Source organism: Geodermatophilus ruber (assembly GCF_900114385.1).
GTDB lineage: Bacteria > Actinomycetota > Actinomycetes > Mycobacteriales > Geodermatophilaceae > Geodermatophilus > Geodermatophilus ruber.
The window spans coordinates 155,850-178,137 of record NZ_FOSW01000010.1 but is presented as its reverse complement, the minus strand read 5'-3'; the positions used below and the strand labels follow the sequence as shown (position 1 = coordinate 178,137).

At 74.4% G+C, this 22,288-nt stretch carries 21 protein-coding genes; 9 read left to right on the top strand and 12 right to left on the bottom strand.

Annotated features, from left to right (window positions below):
* The first annotated feature begins 19 nt into the window (after positions 1–19).
* Both BMZ50_RS16550 and BMZ50_RS16545 read left to right on the top strand, forming a co-directional pair.
* The gene (locus BMZ50_RS16550; protein WP_091326701.1) at positions 20–826 is read left to right on the top strand and encodes an IclR family transcriptional regulator; all 807 of its coding nucleotides are present in this window, start codon (positions 20–22) and stop codon (positions 824–826) included.
* 57 nt (positions 827–883) lie between these two features.
* Positions 884–1,165, top strand: a complete 282-nt coding sequence (locus BMZ50_RS16545) for a DUF427 domain-containing protein (RefSeq protein WP_091326697.1) — start codon at positions 884–886, stop codon at positions 1,163–1,165.
* A gap of 34 nt (positions 1,166–1,199) precedes the next feature.
* Here the strand turns inward: BMZ50_RS16545 and BMZ50_RS16540 are convergent, their stop codons facing one another.
* From BMZ50_RS16540 to BMZ50_RS16525, 5 genes are all read right to left on the bottom strand, one after another.
* On the bottom strand, positions 1,200–1,433 hold the full coding sequence (locus tag BMZ50_RS16540; RefSeq protein ID WP_091326694.1) for a hypothetical protein: 234 nt from the start codon (positions 1,431–1,433) through the stop codon (positions 1,200–1,202).
* Positions 1,434–1,531: 98 nt separating this feature from the next.
* Complete coding sequence (locus tag BMZ50_RS16535) at positions 1,532–1,963, bottom strand: hypothetical protein (RefSeq protein ID WP_091326689.1); 432 nt, start codon at positions 1,961–1,963, stop codon at positions 1,532–1,534.
* A 127-nt stretch (positions 1,964–2,090) separates the two neighbouring features.
* The gene (locus tag BMZ50_RS16530) at positions 2,091–3,098 is read right to left on the bottom strand and encodes a hypothetical protein (protein WP_091326683.1); all 1,008 of its coding nucleotides are present in this window, start codon (positions 3,096–3,098) and stop codon (positions 2,091–2,093) included.
* A 175-nt stretch (positions 3,099–3,273) separates the two neighbouring features.
* Entirely contained in the window at positions 3,274–3,450 is a 177-nt protein-coding gene (locus tag BMZ50_RS24315) for a hypothetical protein (RefSeq protein ID WP_177212839.1), read from the bottom strand.
* A gap of 127 nt (positions 3,451–3,577) precedes the next feature.
* Positions 3,578–5,089, bottom strand: coding sequence for a PucR family transcriptional regulator (locus tag BMZ50_RS16525; RefSeq protein WP_177212838.1), 1,512 nt, complete (start codon positions 5,087–5,089; stop codon positions 3,578–3,580).
* Between the two features lie 157 nt (positions 5,090–5,246).
* Here BMZ50_RS16525 and BMZ50_RS16520 point away from each other — a divergent pair, with 157 nt between their 5' ends.
* Genes BMZ50_RS16520 through BMZ50_RS16505 form a run of 4 tightly spaced genes read left to right on the top strand, consistent with a single transcriptional unit; the run spans position 5,247 to position 10,453 of the window.
* The gene (locus BMZ50_RS16520) at positions 5,247–6,134 is read left to right on the top strand and encodes an FAD binding domain-containing protein (RefSeq protein ID WP_091326677.1); all 888 of its coding nucleotides are present in this window, start codon (positions 5,247–5,249) and stop codon (positions 6,132–6,134) included.
* Positions 6,131–6,718, top strand: a complete 588-nt coding sequence (locus tag BMZ50_RS16515) for a (2Fe-2S)-binding protein (protein WP_245753682.1) — start codon at positions 6,131–6,133, stop codon at positions 6,716–6,718. The genes BMZ50_RS16520 and BMZ50_RS16515 overlap by 4 nt, the downstream gene beginning before the upstream one ends.
* Position 6,719: 1 nt before the next feature.
* Entirely contained in the window at positions 6,720–9,041 is a 2,322-nt protein-coding gene (locus tag BMZ50_RS16510) for a xanthine dehydrogenase family protein molybdopterin-binding subunit (RefSeq protein ID WP_091326674.1), read from the top strand.
* Positions 9,038–10,453 (top strand): amidohydrolase family protein, encoded by a 1,416-nt coding sequence (locus tag BMZ50_RS16505; protein ID WP_091326764.1) that lies wholly within the window; start codon positions 9,038–9,040, stop codon positions 10,451–10,453. Before BMZ50_RS16510 ends, BMZ50_RS16505 begins: the two co-directional genes overlap by 4 nt.
* A 96-nt stretch (positions 10,454–10,549) precedes the next feature.
* On the opposite strand, the gene cofC is transcribed toward BMZ50_RS16505, so the two are convergent.
* The 7 genes from cofC to BMZ50_RS16470 all read right to left on the bottom strand — a co-directional run bounded on the left by cofC (position 10,550) and on the right by BMZ50_RS16470 (position 18,750).
* The gene (cofC, locus tag BMZ50_RS16500; protein ID WP_091326671.1) at positions 10,550–11,224 is read right to left on the bottom strand and encodes a 2-phospho-L-lactate guanylyltransferase; all 675 of its coding nucleotides are present in this window, start codon (positions 11,222–11,224) and stop codon (positions 10,550–10,552) included.
* Positions 11,221–12,273 (bottom strand): 4-hydroxy-2-oxovalerate aldolase, encoded by a 1,053-nt coding sequence (gene dmpG, locus BMZ50_RS16495; protein WP_091326667.1) that lies wholly within the window; start codon positions 12,271–12,273, stop codon positions 11,221–11,223. The genes cofC and dmpG overlap by 4 nt, the downstream gene beginning before the upstream one ends.
* A complete protein-coding gene (locus BMZ50_RS16490) occupies positions 12,270–13,220 on the bottom strand; it encodes an acetaldehyde dehydrogenase (acetylating) (protein WP_091326664.1) in 951 nt (316 codons plus the stop codon). Before BMZ50_RS16490 ends, dmpG begins: the two co-directional genes overlap by 4 nt.
* Positions 13,217–14,044, bottom strand: coding sequence for a 2-keto-4-pentenoate hydratase (locus tag BMZ50_RS16485; protein WP_245753681.1), 828 nt, complete (start codon positions 14,042–14,044; stop codon positions 13,217–13,219). Before BMZ50_RS16485 ends, BMZ50_RS16490 begins: the two co-directional genes overlap by 4 nt.
* Positions 14,041–16,623, bottom strand: a complete 2,583-nt coding sequence (locus tag BMZ50_RS16480) for a bifunctional FO biosynthesis protein CofGH (protein WP_245753680.1) — start codon at positions 16,621–16,623, stop codon at positions 14,041–14,043. Before BMZ50_RS16480 ends, BMZ50_RS16485 begins: the two co-directional genes overlap by 4 nt.
* Before the next feature lie 8 nt (positions 16,624–16,631).
* Positions 16,632–17,714: an LLM class flavin-dependent oxidoreductase gene (locus tag BMZ50_RS16475; protein WP_091326662.1), complete on the bottom strand. Its 1,083-nt coding sequence runs from the start codon at positions 17,712–17,714 to the stop codon at positions 16,632–16,634.
* Positions 17,715–18,021: 307 nt separating this feature from the next.
* A complete protein-coding gene (locus BMZ50_RS16470; RefSeq protein WP_218146302.1) occupies positions 18,022–18,750 on the bottom strand; it encodes a GntR family transcriptional regulator in 729 nt (242 codons plus the stop codon).
* Positions 18,751–18,843: 93 nt separating this feature from the next.
* Between BMZ50_RS16470 and BMZ50_RS16465 the strand changes: the two genes are divergently transcribed.
* From BMZ50_RS16465 to BMZ50_RS16455, 3 genes are all read left to right on the top strand, one after another.
* Entirely contained in the window at positions 18,844–20,052 is a 1,209-nt protein-coding gene (locus BMZ50_RS16465) for a CaiB/BaiF CoA transferase family protein (protein WP_091326659.1), read from the top strand.
* 43 nt (positions 20,053–20,095) lie between these two features.
* Positions 20,096–21,256 (top strand): acyl-CoA dehydrogenase family protein, encoded by a 1,161-nt coding sequence (locus BMZ50_RS16460; RefSeq protein ID WP_091326657.1) that lies wholly within the window; start codon positions 20,096–20,098, stop codon positions 21,254–21,256.
* A gap of 72 nt (positions 21,257–21,328) precedes the next feature.
* Positions 21,329–22,273, top strand: coding sequence for a 3-carboxyethylcatechol 2,3-dioxygenase (locus BMZ50_RS16455; RefSeq protein ID WP_091326654.1), 945 nt, complete (start codon positions 21,329–21,331; stop codon positions 22,271–22,273).
* Positions 22,274–22,288: the final 15 nt, after the last annotated feature.

Sequence of the window (22,288 nt, the reverse complement as noted above, 5' to 3'; positions counted from 1 at the left end):
GACGCGATAGAGTTCCGCCATGTCGAACACCTCGGGTCGCCGGCCCCCGGGCGAGCCGTCCGAGAGCCCCACGACCACGTCGGTGGACAACGCGCTGTGGCTGCTCCAGCTGGTCGGCGACCGGCAGGCGCTGCGGGTCGCCGAGGCCGCGGATCTCCTCGGCGTCGCCCGCTCGACCGCGCACCGGCTGCTGACCGCGCTGCGGCGGCGCGGGTTCGTGATGCAGGACCGGCCCAACGGCGCCTACCGCCCCGGCCCGGCCCTGTACGAGGTCGGGCTGGCCGCGGTCAGCCGCATCGACATCCGCCGGGTGGCCCGCCCGGTGCTCGAGCAGCTGCGCGAGGAGACCCAGGAGACCGTCAGCCTGGCCCTGCTCGAGGGGACGACGGTCCGCTTCGTCGACTGCGTGGAGAGCCCGCGGTCGGTGCGGGTCGGCAACCGCACCGGCGTCGTCCGGCCGGCGCACGCCTCCGCCGTCGGCAAGGCGATCCTGGCCGGCCTCTCCGACGCCGAGCTGGACCGCCGCTACCCCGACGGGTCCCTGCCACCGGCCAGCACCACCGCCGCCCTCACCGACCTGGCCGGCCTGCAGGCCGAGCTGGCCGCGATCCGCGCCCAGGGCTACGCCCTCAACTGGGAGGAGAGCGCCGACGGCGTCTGCGCGGTGGCCGTCGCCCTCAAGGACACCGTCGGCCAGCCGCTGGCCGGCCTCGGCGTGGCGGCCCCGAGCAGCCGGATGGCCGACGCGGAATCCATCCGCGCCTTCGCCCCCGCCGTCCAGCGCGGCGCCGAGCAGGTCCAGGCCCGGCTGCGCTCGCCGTCCTGAGCCGCCGGACCGGGACGGCCGGGAATGCCCCGCCGGGCGGGAGGTGTTCCCGGCCACATGGCCACCGCGAGCTGGAACGGGACCGTCATCGCCGAGTCCGACGACATCGTGATCGTCGAGGGCAACGCCTACTTCCCCCGGGAGGCGGTGCGCGACGACGTGCTGCGCCCCTCCGACACCACCACCTTCTGCCCGTGGAAGGGGACGGCGTCCTACTACACCCTCGAGGTCGACGGCGAGACCAACCCGGACGCGGTCTGGTTCTACCCGGAGCCGAAGGACGCCGCGAAGGAGATCACCGACCGGGTGGCCTTCTGGCGGGGCGTGACCGTCTCCTGAGTGGGGGCGGGCGCCGGCCCGCCCCCACCCGGGCTCACCCGCTGAGGCGGGTGGCGAGCAGCCGCTTGCCCTGCTCGGCGCCCTTGCGGCTCTCCGCCTGCGCCCGCCGGAACAGGTCGACGAGTTCCTGGTCGCCGGCCCGTTCGGCGTCCTGCGTGTAGAGGTCCAGGCGCAGGGCGTTGCTCAGGCACTGCTCGGTGAACCAGATCAGGTCGTAGTCCTTGTCGCGGGTGCCCGTGATGTCGCCGGTCTCGGTGGTGCTGGTCATGACCCTCTCCTCGGCAGGCGGTGCGGATGGGACGCCTCCCAGTGCAACGCATCGCGGGCCCCGCGGGAACGGTCGCGCGCGCGCTCGGCCGCGCCGACTCAGCCTCCGGGCTTGCTGCCGGCGAGATCCCGCGCCGCAGCGGCGGACTGCGCGTCGAGCGCCCGGGCCTGCTCCTGCTCGTCGATGAGCCGGTGGTACGCGGTCCACGCCTCCGCCGGGGTCACGCCCAGCGCGGCGGCCACCAGCTCCCAGGAGGCCCCGCCGCGCAGCGCAGCGCGGAACCCGACCAGCCGGCTGTCGCGTGCCCTGCGGGCGACGACCTCACCGAGCGCGAGCAGCTCGAGGGACTCGGCGACGTCCAGGGACGTCGACCCGCCCTGCAGATGACTCCAGTCGTCCTCGTCCCCGTCCGCGGCACCCGCGGCATCCGACGCGGTCTCCTCGCTGTCCCGCCGGCTCAGGAAGTCCAGGCGGGTGACGGCCGTCGTCAGGGAGAACTCCTGCTCGAGGGCGTCGGGTGTGATGCTCATGAGGCCTCCCATCCCCTCCGCCGTCCGGGGCAAACCCGGAGCGACCCAGATCTCCACCCGCCGGACCCGCGACGAGGGCCCGCGACCCCTGGGCGGGGTGCGGACCCTCGTCGCGCGGGGCCGGGTGTCAGCTGTCGACGCCCACGGCCTCCTTGGCCAGCGCGGCCAGCCGGGTCTGCGTCGCGCTGATGACGCTCGCCCGGTTCTTGCGGGTCTCCTCGTACCGGATCATCACGCGCACCTCGCGCGGCACGGTCAGCTGCTTGATCGCCTTGATCGCGTCCTGGGTCGAGAGCGAGTCGTAGCCCTTGATCGGCAGCTCGTCGGCGGAGACGTCGCCCAGCTCCTCCCGCGTGGCCCTGGCCGCCGCGGCGGCCTCCTCGTTGCCGTCCCGCTGGGTGAGCCGCTCGGCGCGGCGCAGCGCGGCGTCGCGCCCGGCGGTGAGGGTCTCGCGGACGGCCTCGGTGAACGCGGTGGCCTTGCCGGCGGCGTCGCCGAGCCGCTCACCGGCCTCCTCACGACGCTGGTGCACGCTGTCGACCGCGGAGTTGACCCGGTTGGCCATGAAGCGGACCGGGGCCACCGCCGCGCGGGTCGCCGTGCCGGCGACGCGCTGGAACGGCGTCGGCCGCAGCGCCGCCGGGCCGCCCATGGCCTCCTCGGCCAGCACCACGGTCAGCCACTCCACGGTGGCCGCGTGCGCGGTGATCAGCCGTTCGGCGAGCCGGCGGACCGCCGGCAGCTCGGCCTGCTCGGCGAGCACCCGGAGGTAGGTGGCGCGGTCGAGCAGCTGGTGCTCGAGGGAGAGGTCCTGCAGCAGGGCCTCCTCCAGCGGCTCGACCTGCTCGACGGCGGCCTTGACGACGGCGCCGAGCCGCCCGACCACCGGGGTGACGACGTCCGGCACACCCCCGAGCGCGCGCAGCTGCTCGGTGATGGCCGCGGTCCGCTCGGCGGCGTGGTCGGCGTTCTGGGTGAGCTCCCGGTGGACGGCCTCGGTGCGTGCCTGCGGGATGCGGGTGCGGGCGATCTGCTCCTCGGTCTGCGTGAGCAGGCGGAGGGCGCGCAGCTGGTTGACGATCGTGGCGGTGTCGGCCTTGCGACCGGCGTCGGTCCTGCGGATGGTGTCGGTCATGACGGGGAACTCCAGACCTCGGGGATGACCTGACGTCAGAGGGAATGCCCGCGATCCCCTCCCTGCTAACTTCAGCAAGCATAATGCTTGCTGTGAAGCGCGTCACCCCGTCGGCCCCGCCCCCACAGGAAAGCGTGCCGGACCCTCGACGCTGAGCATCCGGCACACACCGCGGCTACCGCGCCGGGACGGCGGGCTTCGACGGCCGCTCGAGCCGGAGCACCGGCTGGGTCAGCTCGTCGGAGAGCGGCGACCGGCGCGGGGCCGGCCGGGCAGACGGCGCGACGGCCTGCCCGCAGGCCACGCAGAACCGGCCCTGCTGGCCGACGGTCCCGCACTGCGCGCACGACATGGAGTGCCTCCTCGTTCTGCGGCGAAGTCCGTGCGACTTCGGCGGGGGAACACTGCCAGGTCGCGGGCCCCGACCTGCCCGTCGCGGGATGGGTGGGGCGACACGTCAACGATCCGTTATGTGCCGGTCAGCCGCGCGCCCCCCGGGTGCCGCCGCCCGGGAGGTCGGCCAGGGCCAGCGCGACGACCAGCCCGGCGTGCCGCTGCGGGGCGTGCACGTCGCCGATGAGCTCCTCGATGCGCTGCAGCCGCAGGTAGAGCGTCTGCCGGCGCAACCGCAGCGCCTCCGCCGTCCGCACCTTGGACGAGGAGTGGGCCAGGTAGACCCGCAGCGTCCGCACCAGCTCGCTGCCGTGTGCGGCGTCGTGGGCGATCAGCCGGCCGAGCTCCTCGCCCACCAGCTGCTCGGCCAGCGGCTCCTGCCGGACCCCGTCGAGCAGCAACCGCGCCGTCATCTGCCCGGCCGCCACCACGCGTTCACCGGCGGCGGCCAGCCGCAGGGCGCTGCGCGCGCGGGCCACGGACCGGTCGACGTCCTCCAGCCGCGCCACGACCGCACCGGCGACCACCCGCGCGGACGGCACCCCGAGCGCATCCACCGCGACGAGCACCGCCCGCGCGGCGGCCAGCACCGCCGAGGTGCGGACGACGGCGACGACGTCCGCACCCAGGTCGGCGACCAGGGCGCTCCCGGGGGCCAGGGCTCCCGCGGCCGCCCGGGCGACGGCGTCGAGGTCGGCCCGGCCCAGGTCGGTGACCACCAGCGCCGCGTAGCGGGCGTCCGGGGGGAACGACAGGCCCAGCACGCGCGCCCGCGTGACCAGCTCGCCCGCCGCCCGCCAGCGGCGCTCGGTGAGGTCGGCGAGCAGCTGCCGGCGGCGGTCGTCGAGGTCGCCGCCGGCCGCCGACCGCAGCAGGGCCAGGCCGAGCGCCTCGGCCCCGTAGGAGACCAGCGCGGGCAGCGCGGGGTCGTCGGCCCGGCCCGGCGGCAGGACGGCGACCTGCCCCCAGTGCCGTTCGAGCAGGACGACGTCCCGGCGGGCGACGGGGCGGCCACGCCGACGGGAAGCCCCGGGGGGCAGGCCGGCCGCGGCGACGAGCGCGCCGTCGGCCGTGGTGACCACCACCGGCGCCCGGGCCAGCTCGGCCATCACGGCCGTCAGGTCCTGGGGGCCGGCGCCGTCGAGGAGCGCGTCGGTGAGCGCCTGCCGGACGTCGCGCTCCCGGCGGGCGCCCTCGGCGGCACGGTCGAGCAGCGCGGTCTGGATCTGCTCGGTCATCTCGACGAACGGCACCACCTCGCGCAGCACCAGCAGCGGCAGCCGGTGCTCGCGGCAGGCGGCGATCAGGGCGGCCGGCGCCTCGGGGAAGGTCCAGCCCAGCTCCAGGGCCAGCGCCGCCACGCCCCGTTGCGCCAGCGCGGCGACGTAGGCGGCCTCCCCCACCGCGCCGCGGCCGGTGATCCCCAGGCCGGTGGTCAGCAGCAGCTCACCGCCCTTGAGCAGGTAGGCCGCCTCGGCCAGCTCGCTGGTGTGCACCCACCGGACCGGACGGTCGAGCAGCTCGGCGCCCACGACGAGTTCCGGGGCGGCTCGCTGCACGGCGTCGAGCCGGAGAACCTCACCCAGGGTCACGACCACGCATGGAGTCCAGCAGGGGTGGGACAGAACGTCCAGCGCTGGGGACCAAGACGCCACAGAACGTCCATGGAGTCACGCCGGACCGGTTCGCCAGGATGGCCTCCCACGAACGGGTGAGCGGTGCGTCCGCACCCCGAACCGGAGAAAGAGGGACTTGGTGAAACCTGCTCCGTTCGACTACCTCGCCCCCACCACGATCGAGGAGACCCTCGACGTGCTGGCCGAGCACGGCGACGAGGCCAAGGTCCTGGCCGGCGGCCAGAGCCTGGTACCGATGCTCAACTTCCGGCTGGCCCGGCCCGCCGTCCTCGTGGACATCAACCACGTGGCCGGTCTCGACGGCATCGAGGTCGCCGCCGACTCGCTGACCCTGGGCGCGGCGGTCCGCCAGCGGGCGCTCGAGACGCGGCTACCCGGGCAGCTGCCCCGGCCCTCGGCGTGGGGCCTGCTCCCCGAGGCCGTCGGCTACGTCGGACACCAGCAGATCCGCGCCCGCGGCACGCTCGGCGGCAGCCTGGCGCATGCCGACCCCGCGGCGGAGCTGCCCGCCGCCGTCACCGCCCTGGGCGCCACCCTCTGCCTGCGCAGCGCCGACGGCCAGCGCGAGGTGGGCCCCGATGAGTTCTTCGAGGGCTTCTTCACCACCTGCCTGGCCCCCGAGGAGTTGCTCGTCGCGATCCGCGTGCCCGCCTGGCCGGCCGGCACCGGCACCTCCTTCCTGGAGGTCAGCCGCCGCCGCGGGGACTTCGCCCAGGTCGCGGTCGCCGCCGCGATCACCGTCGCCGACGGCCGGATCACCCGCGCCGGCATCGCGCTGGCCGGGGTGGCCGGCGGCACCGTGCACGCCCGCGAGCTCGAGGACGGTCTGGTCGGCCAGGCGCCGGCGGCGGGCACCTTCGCCGAACTCGCCGCCGACTACGCGGCCACCCTCGATCCGCCGCCGGACGTGCACGGCCCCGCGGAGTACCGCCGCGCCCTGGCCGCCCACCTGCTGGAGCGGGCCCTCACCGAGGCGACCGGGCGGTCCTCCGCCGCGGCGGCATGACCGTGCCGCCCACCACCGCACCCACCGAACCGACCAGCGCGCCGGGCACGACCGGCCGGGGAAGCGAGCAGACGATGCATGTGGAGGACCGCCCGGCAGTGGCGACCCCGGCCGCGGAGAAGTCGATCCGGGTCACGGTCAACGGGACCGTGCACGAGCGCACCGTCTCGGTCCGACGCTCGCTGGTGGAGTTCCTCCGCGAGGACCTCGGCCTGACCGGCACGCACGTGGGCTGCGAGCACGGCGTGTGCGGGGCCTGCACGGTCCTGATGGACGGCGAGCCGATCCGGGCCTGCCTGATGTTCGCCGTCCAGGCCGACGGCGCGGAGTTCACGACGGTCGAGGGGCTGGCCGAGGGCGACCGGCTGCACCCGATCCAGCAGGCGTTCTGGGACCACCACGGCCTGCAGTGCGGCTTCTGCACGCCGGGCATCCTGCTCACCACCTACGACTTCCTGCGGGACAACCGCGGCGCCGACGAGGCCGAGATCCGGGAGGCGGTGTCCGGCAACCTCTGCCGGTGCACCGGCTACCAGGGCATCGTCCGCTCGGTCCAGGCCGCCGACGAGACCTGGGAGCGCTGACATGGGCGTGCAGACCATCGGCGCGAACGTCAAGCGCCTCGAGGACCCCCGGCTGCTGCGCGGCGAGGCCGCCTACGTCGACGACATCCAGGTGCCGGGGCTGCGGCACATGGCGGTGCTGCGCAGCCCGCACGCGCACGCCCGGGTGCTGTCGGTCGACGTCGGCGCCGCCCGCGCGCTGCCCGGCGTCGACGACGCCTTCTCCGCCGCCGACCTGGGCGCGCAGCCGCCGGCGATCCCGGCGCTGTTCGCGATGGACACCTTCCACCCGGCCCCGCAGTACCCGCTGGCCACCGACACCGTCCGGTTCGTCGGGGAGCCGGTGGCCGTCGTGGTGGCCGAGAGCCGGCACGTCGCCGAGGACGCGCTCGAGCTGATCGAGGTCGAGTACGAGCCGCTCGAGGCGGTGGTCGACGCCTACGCGGCCATCCAGCCCGGCGCGCCCGTGCTGCACGCCAACGCGCCGGACAACGTCGCGGCGCGGCAGGTCTACCAGACCGGCGACGTCGACGCGGCCTTCGCCGCCGCCGACCGGGTGATCCGCGAGCGGCTGGACATGCAGCGCTACACCGGCATCCCGATGGAGACCCGCGGCGTCGTCGCCTCGCGGGACGCCGTCACCGGGGAGCTCACCGTCTGGAACTCCACCCAGTGGCCGCACACGGTGCGCACGATCCTCGCCGGGATGCTCGCCATGCCGGCCCGCGCGATCCGGGTGATCACCCCCGACATCGGCGGCGGGTTCGGGGTCAAGGCCGACTTCAACTCCGAGGACTTCCTCGTGCCCTTCGCCGCGGTCCGCACCGGCAAGCCGGTCAAGTGGATCGAGGACCGCAACGAGCACTTCCTGTCCATCGCCCACTCCCGCGAGCAGATCCACGAGGTGGAGATCGCGCTGCGCGACGACGGCACGATCCTCGGCCTGCGGGCCCGGCACATCACCGACTGCGGCGCCTACCAGCGGCCGCTCGGCGTGATCAACGCCTCGCTCTCCGCCACCAGCCTCGGCGGGGTCTACCGGGTGCCGAACTACCGGGTCGAGGCGGTCTGCGCCTCCACCAACAAGGCCCCGGCCTCGCCCTACCGCGGCGCGGGCGCGCCCGAATCGACGTTCGCCCGGGAGCGGCTGCTCGACATCGTCGCCCGCGAGCTGGGCATCGACCGCGCCGAGCTGCGCCGCAGGAACCTGCTCACCCCCGAGGAGCTGCCCTTCGACACCGGGCTGGCGTCGGCGGAGGCGGCGGTGGTGCTCGACAGCGGCGACTTCCCGGCCGGGCTGGACAAGGCCCTGGAGATGATCGACTACGCCGGTTTCCCGGCCCGCCAGCGGGCGGCCCGGGACGAGGGCCGGCTCGTCGGCCTGGGGATCTGCGTCTACCACCAGATCACCGGACCCGGCCCGTTCGAGGGCGGCAGCGTGCGGGTGGACCCCACCGGCGAGGTCACGGTCGTCTCCGGCGCCGCCCCGATGGGTCAGGGCACCGCCACGATGCTGGCCCAGATCGCCGCCGACGAGCTGCAGGTGCCGTACGACTCGATCAAGCTCGTGTTCGGCGACACCGGCCGGCTGCCCTTCGGGATGGGCACCTACGCCAGCCGCAACGCGGTCATGGCGGGAACGGCCCTGGTGCTGGCCGCCCGCAAGGTGCGGGACAAGGCCGAGGAACTGGCCGCGCACCTGCTCGAGGCCGACCCGGCCGACCTGGTGCTCGAGGACGGCGCCTTCTCGGTCAAGGGCGTCCCGGCGTCGTCGGTGAGCTGGGCGCAGGTCGCCGCGGCCGCCAGCCCCGGCGGCAGCCGCCCGGCCGGCATGGAGCCGGACCTGGAGTCGGTGCAGTACTTCGAGAACCTGGCCGCGCCCTACTCCTACGGCATCCACATCGCCGAGGTGGAGGTCGACCCGCACACCGGCTACACGACCGTCGGCCGGTACGTGGTGGTCAACGACGCCGGGACGATCGTCAACCCGCGCAACGCCGAGGGGCAGATCGTCGGCGGGGTGGCCCAGGGCCTGGGCGGGGCGCTGATGGAGGAGCTGGTCTACGGCGAGGACGGCCAGCCGCAGTCGACGTCGTTCATGGACTACCTGATCCCCGGTTCGCTGGACGTGCCCGACGTCGAGATCGGCCACCTGGAGTCGAAGTCCCCGCTCAACCCGCTGGGCGTCAAGGGCATGGGCGAGGGCGGCGCGATCGGCGCCCACTCGGCGGTGGCCAACGCCGTCGCCGATGCGATCGAGCACCTGGGCGTCACGGTCACCCGCACCCCGCTCAAGCCGGCCGCGGTGTGGCAGCTGCTCCGGTCGGCGGGGGCGTCGGCATGACCTGCGCGGGGGGCCCGGTCACCGTCCTCTTCGGCGCGACCGTCGTCACGATGGACGACGCCCGGCGGGTGCTGACCGACGGGGCGGTGGCGTTCTCCGCCGAGGGCACGATCCTCGCCGTCGGGCCCTCCGCCGAGGTGCTCGCCGCCCATCCGGACGCCGACGTCGTCGACTGCGCCGGGAAGGTGGTGCTGCCCGGCTTCGTCAACACCCACACCCACCTGTTCCAGACCCTGCTCAAGGGGCTGGGCGATGACCGGGTGCTGTCGGACTGGTTCCTGACGATGACCGGTCCCTCGGCGGTGCAGCTCACCCCCGAGGACTGCTATGCCGGCGCGCTGCACGGCTGCGCGGAGGCGCTGACCACCGGCACCACCACGCTGCTGGACTTCATGTACGTGCACCCGCGGGCGGGGCTCGGGGACGCGGTGGCCGCGGCCATGAGCGACGTCGGCATCCGCGGGGTGATGGCCCGGGGCTACATGACGTCCGGGGCCGACGTCGGCGCCCCGCCGGAGCTGGTGCAGCCGCTGGACGCCGCGCTCGCCGACGCCGCGCGGCTGATCGACGAGTGGAACCGGCCCGGGTCGCGGGTGACCGTGGGGCTGGCGCCGTGCATGAGCTGGACGGTGGACGAGCCGACGCTGCGGGAGACCCGCGCCCTGGCCGACGCCACCGGGGCGCTGGTCACCATGCACCTGGCCGAGTCGCCGTTCGACGTCGAGGAGTCGATCCGCCGGTACGGGATGCGCGACGTGCCGTTCGCCGCGCACACCGGGCTGCTGGGCCCCGACCTGCTGGCGGCGCACTGCGTGCAGGTCGACGTCCGGGACCTGGACCTGATCCAGGAGTCGGACACGAAGGTCTCGCACAACCCGTGCTCCAACCTCTACCTCGGCTCGGGGTTCGCGCCGGTGCCGGCGATGCAGCGGCGCGGCATCACGGTGGGGCTCGCCTCGGACGGCCCGGCCTCCTCGTCGAACCACTCGATGCTGCAGGCCATGAAGTTCGCGGCGCTGATCCACAAGGGGGTGCACCGCGACCCGGAGATCATGACGGCGGAGAAGGCGCTGGAGATGGCCACCATCGACGGCGCCCGCGCCCTGGGGATGGCCGACTCGATCGGCTCGCTGGAGGCCGGCAAGCGGGCCGACGTGGTCGTGCTGGACCTGTCCAACCTGTGCGCGACGCCGGTGCACGCCGCGGTGTCCTCGCTGGTCTACAGCCAGCGCGGGGACGAGGTCGACCGGGTCTACGTCGACGGGCGGCTGGTGGTCTCCGGCGGCGCCCTGACCACGGCGGACGAGGCCGACGTGCGGGCCCGGTCCGCGGCCGCGGCCGCCGGGCTGACCGCCCGGGCCGGCACCGACCGCCTCGCCGTCCGGCCGTGGCGGTCGATGGTGGGCGCCTGACCGGTCACCCGGAACGCCCCCGTGCCGGTCGCGATGCACTCCCGCTGTGACGCCGCGGCCGGCACGGGCCCGGACGAACGCGCGGGCCGACCGGCGTCAGGCCCCGTACACGAGGGCCGCACCGGTCGAGGGCCGGTCCGGGTGACCGTCGAGCCACTCCCGGGTCCGCCGGCCACAGGGGCGGTGGCGCAGGGCGCGCAGATCGGCCGATCGATCGACGTCGGCGCGCACCGTAGGCGCCGGGACACCGAGCGGGTGCGCTCCCCCCGCCTGGTGGGCAGCGGCGGAACCGGGGCCGTATCGGGGCTCGAGTCGGTGCCCCGCACGAGCGGTGAGCAGCGTGGTCCCGACTCCCCCGGCATCGGCGAGGAAGGCCCGGGGATGGGCCGTCGCCGCCGACAGGGCGAGTTCGAGGTCGGCCGGGTCCAGCCCGGGCAGGTCTGCGGGGAGCACCGCGAGCCCGAGCCCGACCCCGGCGTCCGGCCCGGCAAGCAGCTCCGCGGCCCGGCCGACCGCGAGGTTGAGGACTCCGCCGCCGAGATCCGGGAGGACGGCGGCGCCCATCCCCACCGCCTCCGCCGCGACGAGCGGGTCCGCCGTGATCACGTGCACGCCGCCGACGCCGCCGGCCCGGCCGGCCGCCTCGACCGTGTCCAGGGCGAAGGCCAGCGCCAGCGCCGACGTGTCCCGGCCGGTGGACGCCCGCAGGCGGGACTTCGCCCGGTCCAGCGCCTTGACCGGCACGAGCACCGTCCAGCCGGGCAGGATCACCGCGGAGCGGCGGCCGCGCCTGCAGAGGGCTCCGCGCCGGTCGGGCGGGCGGCGACGAGATCGAGGGCGACGTCGACGATCATGTCCTCCTGGCCGCCGACCAGCCGCCGGCGGCCGATCTCGACGAGGACGTCGCGGGTGTCCAGGCCGTACTGCGCCGCGGCCTTCTCCGCGTGGCGCAGGAAGCTGGAGTACACCCCGGCGTAGCCCAGCGTCAACGTCTCCCGGTCCACCTGCACCGGCCGGTCCTGCAGGGGGCGGACCAGGTCGTCGGCGGCGTCCTGCAGGGCGAACAGGTCGCAGCGGTGGTCCCAGCCCTGGATCGAGGCGACGGCGATAAGCGGCTCGATCGGGCAGTTCCCGGCACCGGCGCCCAGGCCGGCCAGCGAGGCGTCGACCCGGTACACGCCCTCCTCCACCGCGACCACGGAGTTGGCCACCGCCAGGGAGAGGTTCTGGTGGGCGTGCACGCCGATCTGCGTGCCCTCGTCCAGGACGTCGCGGTAGGCGCGCACCCGCTCGCGGACGCCGTCCATCGTCAGCCGGCCGCCGGAGTCGGTGACGTAGACGCAGTGCGCTCCGTAGGACTCCATCAGCTTGGCCTGCCGGGCCAGCTCGGCCGCCGGCGTCATGTGGCTCATCATCAGGAAGCCGGAGACGTCCATGCCCAACTCGCGGGCCTTGCCGATGTGCTGCGCGGCGACGTCCCCCTCGGTGGAGTGGGTGGCCACCCGCACCGAGGTCACGCCGAGAGCGTGGGCGCGCTCGAGGTTCCCGATGGTGCCGATGCCCGGCAGCAGCAGGGTGGTCAGCCGCGCGTTCTTCACCACCTCGGCGGCGGCGGAGATCCACTCGTCGTCGGTGTGGCTGCCGGGCCCGTAGGTCAGGCTCGCGCCGGCCAGCCCGTCGCCGTGGGCCACCTCGATCGCGTCGACGCCGGCGGCGTCCAGCGCCGCGGCGATGGCCCGGACCCGGTCGACGCCCACGCGGTGCCGGACGGCGTGCATGCCGTCCCGCAGGGTGACGTCCTGGACGTAGATGCTGGTCATGAGCGGGTCTCCAGGAGCTGGGACGTGCCGGCGGCGATCCGCTCGGCCACCTGCAGAGCAGCCGAGGTCATGATGTCGAGGTTGCCGGCGTAGGCGGGCAGGTAGTGCGCGGCGCCCTCGACCTCGAGGAACACCGACACCTGCAGGCGGTCGACCGCGGGGGCGTCGTCCCCCAGCAGGGTGCGCAGCGACTCCGACGCCGGCAGCGGGGTGAACTGCACGGCCTGCTTGAGCCGGTAGCCGGGGACGTAGGCCTGGACCCGGGCGACCATCTCCTCCACCGAGGCGGTGACCGCGTCGCGGTCGCAGTCGTCGACGACGCACAGCACCGTGTCCCGCATGATCAGCGGCGGATCGGCCGGGTTGAGCACGATGATCGCCTTGCCGCGGGCCGCCCCGCCGACGACCTCGATCGCGCGCGCGGTGGTCTCGGTGAACTCGTCGATGTTGGCCCGGGTCCCCGGCCCGGCCGAGCGCGAGGAGATCGAGGCGACGATCTCCGCCCAGTGCACCGGCGCCACGGCGGCCACGGCGGCCACGACCGGGATCGTGGCCTGCCCCCCGCAGGTCACCATGTTCACGTTCCCCTCGGCCAGGTGCTGGTCGAGGTTGACCGTCGGCACGACGTAGGGGCCGATGGCGGCGGGCGTGAGGTCGATCAGCCGCTTCCCGTAGGGGGCCAGCGCCTCGGCGTTGGCCACGTGCGCCCGGGCCGACGTGGCGTCCAGGACGATCCCGATCTCCTCGAAGCCGGGCATCGCGATGAGCCCCTGCACGCCGTCAGCCGTCGTCCGGACGCCGGCGCGCCGGGCGCGGGCCAGGCCGTCGGAGTCCGGGTCGATACCGACCAGCGCGGCGACCTCGAGCTCCTCGGACAAGCGCTGGATCTTGATCATCAGGTCGGTGCCGATGTTGCCCGAGCCGACGATGGCGACCTTCGTGGTCACGGTGTCCCCCTATCGGTGAACGTGACGGTGACCGGCCCGAGTCCGGACACCTCGGCTGAGTAGGTCGCGCCGGGCCGGACCGGCACCATCGGGCCGAGGGCACCGGAGAGCACGACGTCCCCCGCGCGCAGCGGCGCACCCAGGTCCCGCGCGGCGGCCGCCAGCCAGGCCAGCGCGGCCAGCGGATCGCCCAGGCAGTCAGCGCCGGTCCCGGAGGAGACCTCCCGGCCGTCTTCCAGCATCGACATCTGCACTGCACGCAGGTCCAGGTCCTCCAGCGGCACCGGGTCGCCCCCGAGCACGAACCGGCCGCTGGAGGCGTTGTCGGCCACGGTGTCCACCAGGCTGATGTCCCATCCGGCGATGCGGCTGTCCACGATCTCCAGCGAGGCCACCACCCGGTCCACCGACGCGCGGACACGTTCGGGGGCCAGGTCCTCGCCGTCGAGGTCGGCGCCCAGGACCAACGCCACCTCGGCCTCGATCCGCGGCTGCAGCAGCCGGGCGACGTCCACGGTGCTGCCGTGGGGAACGGCCATGTCGTCGAAGAGCACGCCGAGGTCCGGGGTGTCGACGCCCAGCTGCGCCTGCACCTTCGGGTTGGTCAACCCGATCTTGCGGCCGATGATCCGCCGCCCGGCGGCCAGCCCACGGGCGGTGAGGACCTGCTGCACCGCATAACCGGCCTCCAGGCTCATCGGGAGCAGGTCGCGCACCGGCGCGCAGGGGACACCGGAGTCGGCGGCCTGTTGCAGGCGGGCGGCGGCGGCGTTGATGACCGGCGCGCCGGGGAGGTCGGCGGACGGCGGGCGGCGGGCGGTCACGAGTTGCTCTCCACGGGGACGAGGGGCAGCACCCTGGGCAGGCGCCGCTGGGCGGACAGGCGTTCGGCCGGCACGGGGCCGTACGTGGTGGTGCGCTGCCGGGTCGGGCGGCCGATCCCCGCGGCGATGGCCTCCAGCTCCGGGACGGTCCGCTCGGAGCCGTGCGCCGAGCCCGCCATCCGGCTGATGGTCTCCTCCATCAGCGTGCCGCCGAGGTCGTTGGCGCCCCCGGTGAGCAGGCGCTGCACCCCGCCGTCGCCGAGCTTGACCCAGGAGCACTGGATGTTGTCGATCCGGCCGTGCAGCAGCAGCCGGGCGACGGCGTGCACCGCCCGGTTCTGCGCCTCGGTCGGGCCGGGCCGGGCGATGCCGGCGAGGTACAGCGGGGCGTTGCCGTGCACGAACGGCAGGGGCACGAACTCGGTGAAGCCGCCGGTGTCGTCCTGCAGCGCGGCGAGCGTGCGCAGGTGCGCGACCCAGTGGGCGGGGGTGTCGACGTGGCCGTACATCATCGTGGCCGAGGAGCGGATGCCCAGCCGGTGAGCGGTGCCGACCACCGCCAGCCAGGTCGCCGCCGAGAGCTTGCCCTTGGTGAGCACCCAGCGGACGTCGTCGTCGAGGATCTCCGCGGCGGTGCCCGGGATCGTGTCCAGCCCGGCCTCCTTCGCCGCGACGAGGAAGTCGGCGACCGACAGCCCGGTGCGGGTGGCGCCGTTGACGATCTCCATCGGGGAGAACGCGTGCAGGTGGATGCCCGGCTGCCGCTTCTTCACCTCGCGGGCCAGGTCGAGGTAGGCGGTGCCGGGCAGGTCGGGGTGGATGCCGCCCTGCATGCAGATCTCCGTCGCCCCGGCCGCCCAGGCCTCGTCCACCCGGTCGCCGACCTGCTGCATCGAGAGGGTGTAGGCGTCGGCGTCGGTGCGCCGCTGGGCGAAGGCGCAGAACCGGCAGCCGGTGTAGCAGACGTTGGTGAAGTTGATGTTCCGGTTCACCACGTAGGTGACGTCGTCGCCGGTGACGTCCCGGCGGACGGCGTCGGCCAGCGCGGCCAGGGCCTCCAGCGCGGCCCCGTCGGCGGTCAGCAGCGCCAGGTACTCCGCGTCCGACAGCCCGGCCGGGTCGGTCTCGGCGTGCCGCAGCGCGGCCCGGACGTCGGCCGGCAGCGGCGCCGCGGCCGCCCCGGTGCGGGCCGCGTGACCGCGGACGGTGTCCCAGTCGCCGTAGACGGTGTCGAAGTCGCCGCGCCGGTCGTCGGTGCGACCGGAGGTGTCGACCTCGGCGTGCAGGTCGACCCGGCCAGTGCCCGTGGCGCCGAACTCGGGCTCCTGCCAGGGCAGACCGACCGGCACGGCGTCCTGGCGGGCGAGCCCGTCCGGCCCGGCGAGCGCGGCGACGTGCGCGGCCACCCGCGGGTCCAGCCAGGGCTCGCGCTGGTAGGGCGGGTACACCGTGAGCCGCTCCCGCAGGGTGAACCCCGCCTCGGCGGTCCGCGCCGCCAACTCCTCCAGGTGGGGCCACGGGCGCTCGGGGTTCACGTGGTCCGGGGTCAGCGGCGACACCCCGCCCCAGTCGTCGATCCCCGCGTCGAGCACCGTCCGGTACTCCTCGCCGATCAGGTTGGGCGGGGCCTGGATGCGCACGTCGGGCCCCAGCAGCAACCGGGCGACGGCGATGGTGGCGGCCAGGTCCTCGAGGTCGGCGTCGGGGTGCGCGCGCATCGCGGTGTCCGGCTTGGCCCGGAAGTTCTGGACGATCACCTCCTGCACCCCGCGGTAGGCGCGGGCGATCTCGCGCAGCGTGAACAGGGCGTCGACCCGCTCGGCCAGGGTCTCGCCGATCCCGACGAGGATGCCGGTCGTGAACGGGACGGCGGTACGACCGGCATCGTGCAGGACCTGCGTGCGCACGGCCGGGTTCTTGTCCGGCGAGCCGAAGTGCGGGCCGCCCGGCTCGGACCACAGCCGCTCGGCGGTCGTCTCCAGCATCATCCCCATCGAGGGCGCCACCGGCTTGAGCCGGGACAGCTCCTCCCAGGAGAGGACGCCGGGGTTGAGGTGCGGCAGCAGGCCGGTCTCCTCCAGCACCGCGATGGCGCAGGCCCGCAGGTACTCCAGGGTGCTGGCGTACCCCCGCTCCTCCAGCCACGTCCGCGCGACGTCCCACCGGTCCTCGGGCCGGTCCCCGAGGGTGAACAGCGCCTCCTTGCAGCCGGCCGCCGCCCCCGCGCGGGCGATCTCCAGCACCTCGTCGCGTTCGAGGAAAGGTGCCGGCACCCGGTGCGGGACGGTGGCGAAGGTGCAGTAGTGGCAGCGGTCCCGGCACAGCCGGGTCAGCGGGACGAACACCTTCCGGGAGTAGGTGATGACGCCCGGCCGGCCCGCGGCGAGCAGGCCGGCGTCGCGCACCCGGGCGGCGCTGGCCGACAGCTCGGCCAGCGCCTCCCCCCGTGCGGTGAGCAGCAGCTCGGCTTCGGTGCGGTCCAGGGCGACCGAGTCGCGGGCCCGGCGCAGCACCCGGCGCATCGCGCTGGGCGTGGGCCGCAGGTCGGTGCCGGCGAGCCGGTCGGGGTGTGCGTCCACGGCGCCCGTCAGATCCGGGCGAGGATCGATGACCCGATGTCGGCGATGTCCCGGCGGGCGGTGAACGGGTTGTAGAGGAACACGCTGAGCGCGTCGAGCCCGCTCTCCATCATGAGTTGGGCCTTCTCGAGGAGGTCGTCCGGCGACCCGTACAGGGTCCAGAAGTCGAGGATGTCCTGGGACATGTAGGGCATGTGCCGCTCGTCGAAGCCCTTGGCGTAGGTGTCCCACTGGTCCAGGTGGCTGGCGGCGCCCATCTCCTCGGGGGCGCCCATGATCGTGTTCTGGACCATGGCGATCGACTTGTCGACGATGTCCGCGCCGATCTCCTCGCGGAACTTCTTGAGGTAGCCCATGTCGCTGATCGTCGAGCCCATCGGCGCCGTGGTGCCGAAGCCCTTGGTGAGGGCGTCCTCCCAGGTCTCGCCGTTGCGCAGCTGGTAGAAGAAGGTGAGCCCGATCAGCTTCACGCTGCCCGGCGGGCGCCCCGCCGCGGCGACCTCCCGCTCCAGCTCGCGCCGGACGATCTTGATGAAGTTCGGGTTGGGTCCGACGCAGTAGAGGATCGCGTCGGCGTACCGGGCGGCGTTGGCGACGCCCTTGGGCCCGCCGGCGGCGATGTAGACCGGGAAGTCGGGATCGGTGCGGAAGAAGCCGGCGTCCGGGGCGCCCAGCAGTTGCGCCGCCTTGGTCTCGCCGCGCCACGTGTGGTCGGCCCGGCCGCCGCGCACCAGCGCGGAGATCACCTGCACCGCCTCGGCGAGCTCCTCCGGCTTGGCGCTCTTGCGGCCCATGGCGTGCAGCGCCGAGTTCGCCGTCCCGAGGCCGAGGAAGGCCCGCCCCTCGGAGACCAGGTTCAGCGTCGCCAGCGAGTTGGCGACCGAGGGCGGGATCCGGGTGAGCGGGTCCAGCACGTACGGGCCGAGCTTGATCGTGGAGGTCTCCCGCGCGGCCAGCGCCAGGAACTGGAAGGGGTCACTGGAGTGCAGCGGCCCCTGCCCCGCGCCGTAGTGGGTGATTCCCACGTCCTCGGCCAGCTTGACCTGGTCGAGCCCTTCGATGTGCGCGAGATTGCCGACGATGAAATCCACGTGCGCCTCTTCTCGGATCGGGTGCGGACAGGCAGGTCTCAGCCGCGCGGGAGCCCCGGGCGAGCTCGTCGAACAGGTCGCTGTGCGTGGTCGGGGCCCGGACGTCGAGCCGGTCGAGGGACCGGTCCCGGACCGGAGCCCCGCTCGTGGAGGGCACAGTAGAATGCTGGCATGCCAGTGACAAGAGGGTGATCTCCGCCACGCTCGAGCGGATCCCTCCGGCCCCCGCGGCCGCGGTCGGGATCAGGCGCGGCCGGGTCCGCCCCGGCGGGCAGGGCAGCTCCCCGCCACCCGGCGCCGGCGGAGCTCAGGCCGGGTCGTCGCCCCAGAAGCCCCGGCTCTCGAGGTGGGCGACCAGCAGCCGGCCGGCGTGGTTCACGTGGCTGCGCATGGCACGGCGGGCTTGCTCCGGGTCGCGCCGGCGCAGCGCGTCGATGATCGCGCCGTGCTCGGCGACGGACGCCCCCTGCCACCCCTGGATGCCGGCATAGAAGCGACGTGGGGCGTACCGGGCCAGGCTGCCCAGGACCCACGTCAGCTTCGGCGAGGCCGCCCCGCGGTAGATCGCCCGGTGGAACTGGAAGTTGAGTTCCTCCATCTCCTCCGTCGCGCCCCGCCGGGCGGCCTCCTCCAGCTGCTCCTGCAGCGCGGTGAGCCGGTCGACGACCTGCGGCGCCAGGCGCTCGGCGGCCCGGCCGGCCAGCTCCGCGGCGACGTCGGCTTGCACCTGGAAGAGGTCGGCCACGTCCTGCCGGCTCAGCGGGGCGACGACGAAACCGCGCCGGGCCTCGAGGCTGACGAACCCCTCGCCGCGCAGCGACAGCAGCGCCTCGCGCACCGGCGTGGCGCTGACCCCGAGCTCGTCGGCGATCCGCTCCAGCCGGAGGAACTCGCCCTCGCGCACCTGCCCGGACATGATCAGGTCGCGGATGTAGGACGCCACCTCGTCACTGAGGTGGGCGCGCGTGCGCTTGCGGAAGTCCGACGCCGAGGGCAGACCGTCCTGCCCCGACGGGTCGGGCGCACCTGGCTCCACGTCGGTCCTCCCCCAGCAGGCGGGCCCGGGGTCGCGCACCGGGAGGCCCCACTATCCCACGGAGCAATCTTTTATATTGTATGGTGCGCGACCATGGCCGGACCGCGGGTCACCCTGCCCCTGACCGGGCTGGTCGTCGTGACCATCGAGCAGGCCGTCGCCGCCCCGCTGGCCACCCGCCACCTGGCGGACCTCGGCGCGCGAGTGATCAAGATCGAGCGACCCGGGCGCGGGGACTTCGCCCGGGACTACGACACGACCGTCCACGGCCTGTCCAGCCACTTCGTGTGGCTGAACCGCTCGAAGGAATCGGTGGCGCTCGACCTCAAGCGGCCCGGGTCCCGGTCCGCCGTGGAGCGGCTGCTCGATCGCGCCGACGTGTTCGTGCAGAACCTCGCCCCCGGGGCGGCGGAGCGCCTGGGGCTCGGCTCGGAGACGGTCCGGGCCACTCGGCCGCGCCTGGTCACCTGCGACGTCTCGGGATTTGGGGCGGAGGGCCCGCACGCCGACCGCAAGGCCTACGACCTGCTGGTGCAGGCGGAGGCCGGGCTCCTGTCGGTCACCGGGACGCCGCAGCACCCGGCCAAGGCGGGGATCCCCGTGGCCGACATCGCGGCGGGAACGTACGCCTTCAGCGGCATCCTCGCGGCGCTCTACGAGCGCGAACGGACCGGCACCGGCCGGGCCGTGCGGGTGTCCCTCTTCGACTCCCTGGCCGAGTGGATGGGCTTCCCCTTCTACTACGGCGCCTACGGCGGGCAGGCGCCGGTGCGCAACGGTGCCGCGCACGCCGCGATCGCCCCCTACGGCCCGGTCCGCACCGGCGACGGGGAGCAGGTCGTCCTCGCCGTCCAGAACGACCGTGAGTGGGCCCGGTTCTGCGCCGTCGTGCTCGAGGACCCGGCGCTGGCCACCGACCCCCGGTTCGCGACGAACAGCCGGCGCGTGCAGCACCGGACCGAGCTGCAGGAGCGGATCGATCAGCGCCTCGGCCGGCTGCCCGCCGGGACCGTGGAGGACCTCCTGGACCGCGCCTCCGTGGCCCACGCGCGCATCGCGGACGTGACCGCCCTCGGCGACCACCCGGTCCTCACTGCACGGCACCGCCTGCGCGAGGTCGCCTCCCCGGCCGGCCCGCTGCGGGCGCTCGAACCTCCCCTGACCGGCCCCGACCGGCCGGCTGCCATGGGGCCGGTGCCGGAGGTGGGCGAGCACAGCGTCGCCGTGCTGCGCTGGGCCGGGCTGGACGAGCCGGAGGTCGCGGCGGCCCTCGGCCCGGCAGCTCCCCGGCCGGCGCCATGACCACCGCGCACCCCCCTCCCCACCCACGACCAGGAGATTCCGGATGCCCCAGCTGAGCGAGGACGAACGGGCCATCGTCGCGACGGTCCGCCGCTTCGTGGAACGCGAGGTGGTGCCGGTCGCGACCGAGCTCGAGCACAGCGACACCTACCCCGAAGCCCTCATCGAGCAGATGAAGGAGCTGGGCGTCTACGGGCTCGTCGTGCCCGAGCGCTTCGGTGGCCTCGGCGTCTCGACGGCGTGCTTCGCCGCGGTCACCGAGGAGCTCGCCCGGGGCTGGATGAGCCTGGCCGGGGCCATGGGCGGGCACAGCGTCGTCGTCAGCCTCCTCACCCGGTTCGGCACCGAGGAGCAGCAGCAGCGCTACCTCCCGTCCCTGGCGACCGGGCAGCTGCGCGCCACCATGGCCCTCACCGAGCCCGACGGCGGTTCGGACCTGCAGAACATGCGGACCGTCGCCCGCGCCGACGGCGACGGCTACGTCGTCAACGGCACCAAGATGTGGATCACCAACGCCCGCCGGTCGGGGCTGGTCGCGCTGCTGTGCCGGACCGATCCGGACGCCCGGCCCGCTCACCGGGGCATGAGCATCCTGCTGGTGGAGCAGGGGCCGGGCATGAGCGTCTCCCGCGACCTCGCCAAGCTGGGCTACAAGGGCGTCGAGACCTGCGAGATCGCCTTCACCGACTGCCGTGTGCCGAGCACCCAGCTGCTCGGCGGGGTGGCCGGTGCCGGCTTCGCGCAGATGATGCGCGGGCTGGAGCTCGGCCGGATCCAGGTCGCCGCCCGGGCCAGCGGGGTCGCCCGCGCGGCCTTCGACGCGTCCCTGGCCTACTCCCAGCAGCGGGTGGCCTTCGGGGTGCCGATCTGGCAGCACCAGTCGATCGGCAACTACCTGGCGGACATGGCGGTGAAGCTGGAGGCCGCGCGGATGCTCATCACCGCCGCGGCCGAGCGCCTGGACACCGGCGCCCGGTGCGACCTGGAGGCCGGGATGGCCAAGCTCTACGCCTCCGAGGTCTGCCTGGAGCTCTGCCAGCAGGCGGTGCGCATCCACGCGAGCAACGGCTACGCCGCCGAGTACCCCGTCGAACGCTTCTACCGCGACGCCCCGCTGATGGTCGTCGGCGAGGGGACGAACGAGATCCAGCGTTCGATCATCGCCCGCCGGCTGGTCGAGCGGGGCGGACTGCCGTACGCATGACCCCGCCCCACCACACCTGACACCGCCGACAGCCGCTCCCGCCGGAACGGCTGGGAACCGGAGCGCACCGCCATGTCCCTAGCTCTCTGCGCCCTGTCGCACACCCCGGTCATGGGCGTCCACCAGCCCGCCGACGACGTCGTCGACCGGGTGCAGGCGGCGATCGACGACGCCCGGAAGTTCGTGGTCGAGTTCGACCCCGAGCTCGTCGTGGTCTTCGCCCCCGATCACTACAACGGCTTCCTCTACGACCTCATGCCGTCGTTCTGCATCGGGGCCGCCGCGACGGCGGTGGGCGACTACGGGACCTCGGGCGGCCCCCTGCCGGTGGACGGCTCGGCGGCACGGGCCTTCACCGCGGCAGCGCTGGAGCGCGGGGTCGACGTGGCCTTCTCCGAGCGCATGACCGTCGACCACGGCTGCGTGCAGCCGCTGGACCTGCTCTTCGGCGGCATCGATGCGGTGCCGGTCGTGCCGGTGTTCATCAACTGCGTCGCCGAGCCGCTGGGCCCGGTGGGTCGCGCCCGCCTGCTCGGCGAGGCGATCGGCTCCGCCGCGGTCACGCTGGACCGCCGGGTGCTGCTGCTGGGCTCCGGCGGCCTGTCCCACGACCCGCCGGTCCCGCGGCTGGCCGAGGCCCCACCCGAGGTGGCCGAGCGGCTGATCGCCGGCCGCAACCCGACCCCCGAGCAGCGGGCCGCCCGTCAGGCGCGCGTGTTCGACGCCGCGCTGGCCTACGCGGCCGGGACGACGGACCTCATGCCGCTCAACCCCGAGTGGGACCGGCGGTTCCTCGCGGTCATGGCCTCCGGGGACCTCGCGCAGATCGACTCGTGGAGCAACGAGTCGTTCGTCGAGCAGGCCGGGCACTCCTCCCACGAGGTGCGCACCTGGCTCGCGGCCCACGCCGCCCTGTCCGCCCAGGGCTCCTACGAGGTCCGCTCCAGCTTCTACGAGGCCATCCCGGAGTGGCTGGCCGGCTTCGGCGTCACCACCGCGCAGCCGCGGCGGAGCTGAGCGGCCGGCCCCGGG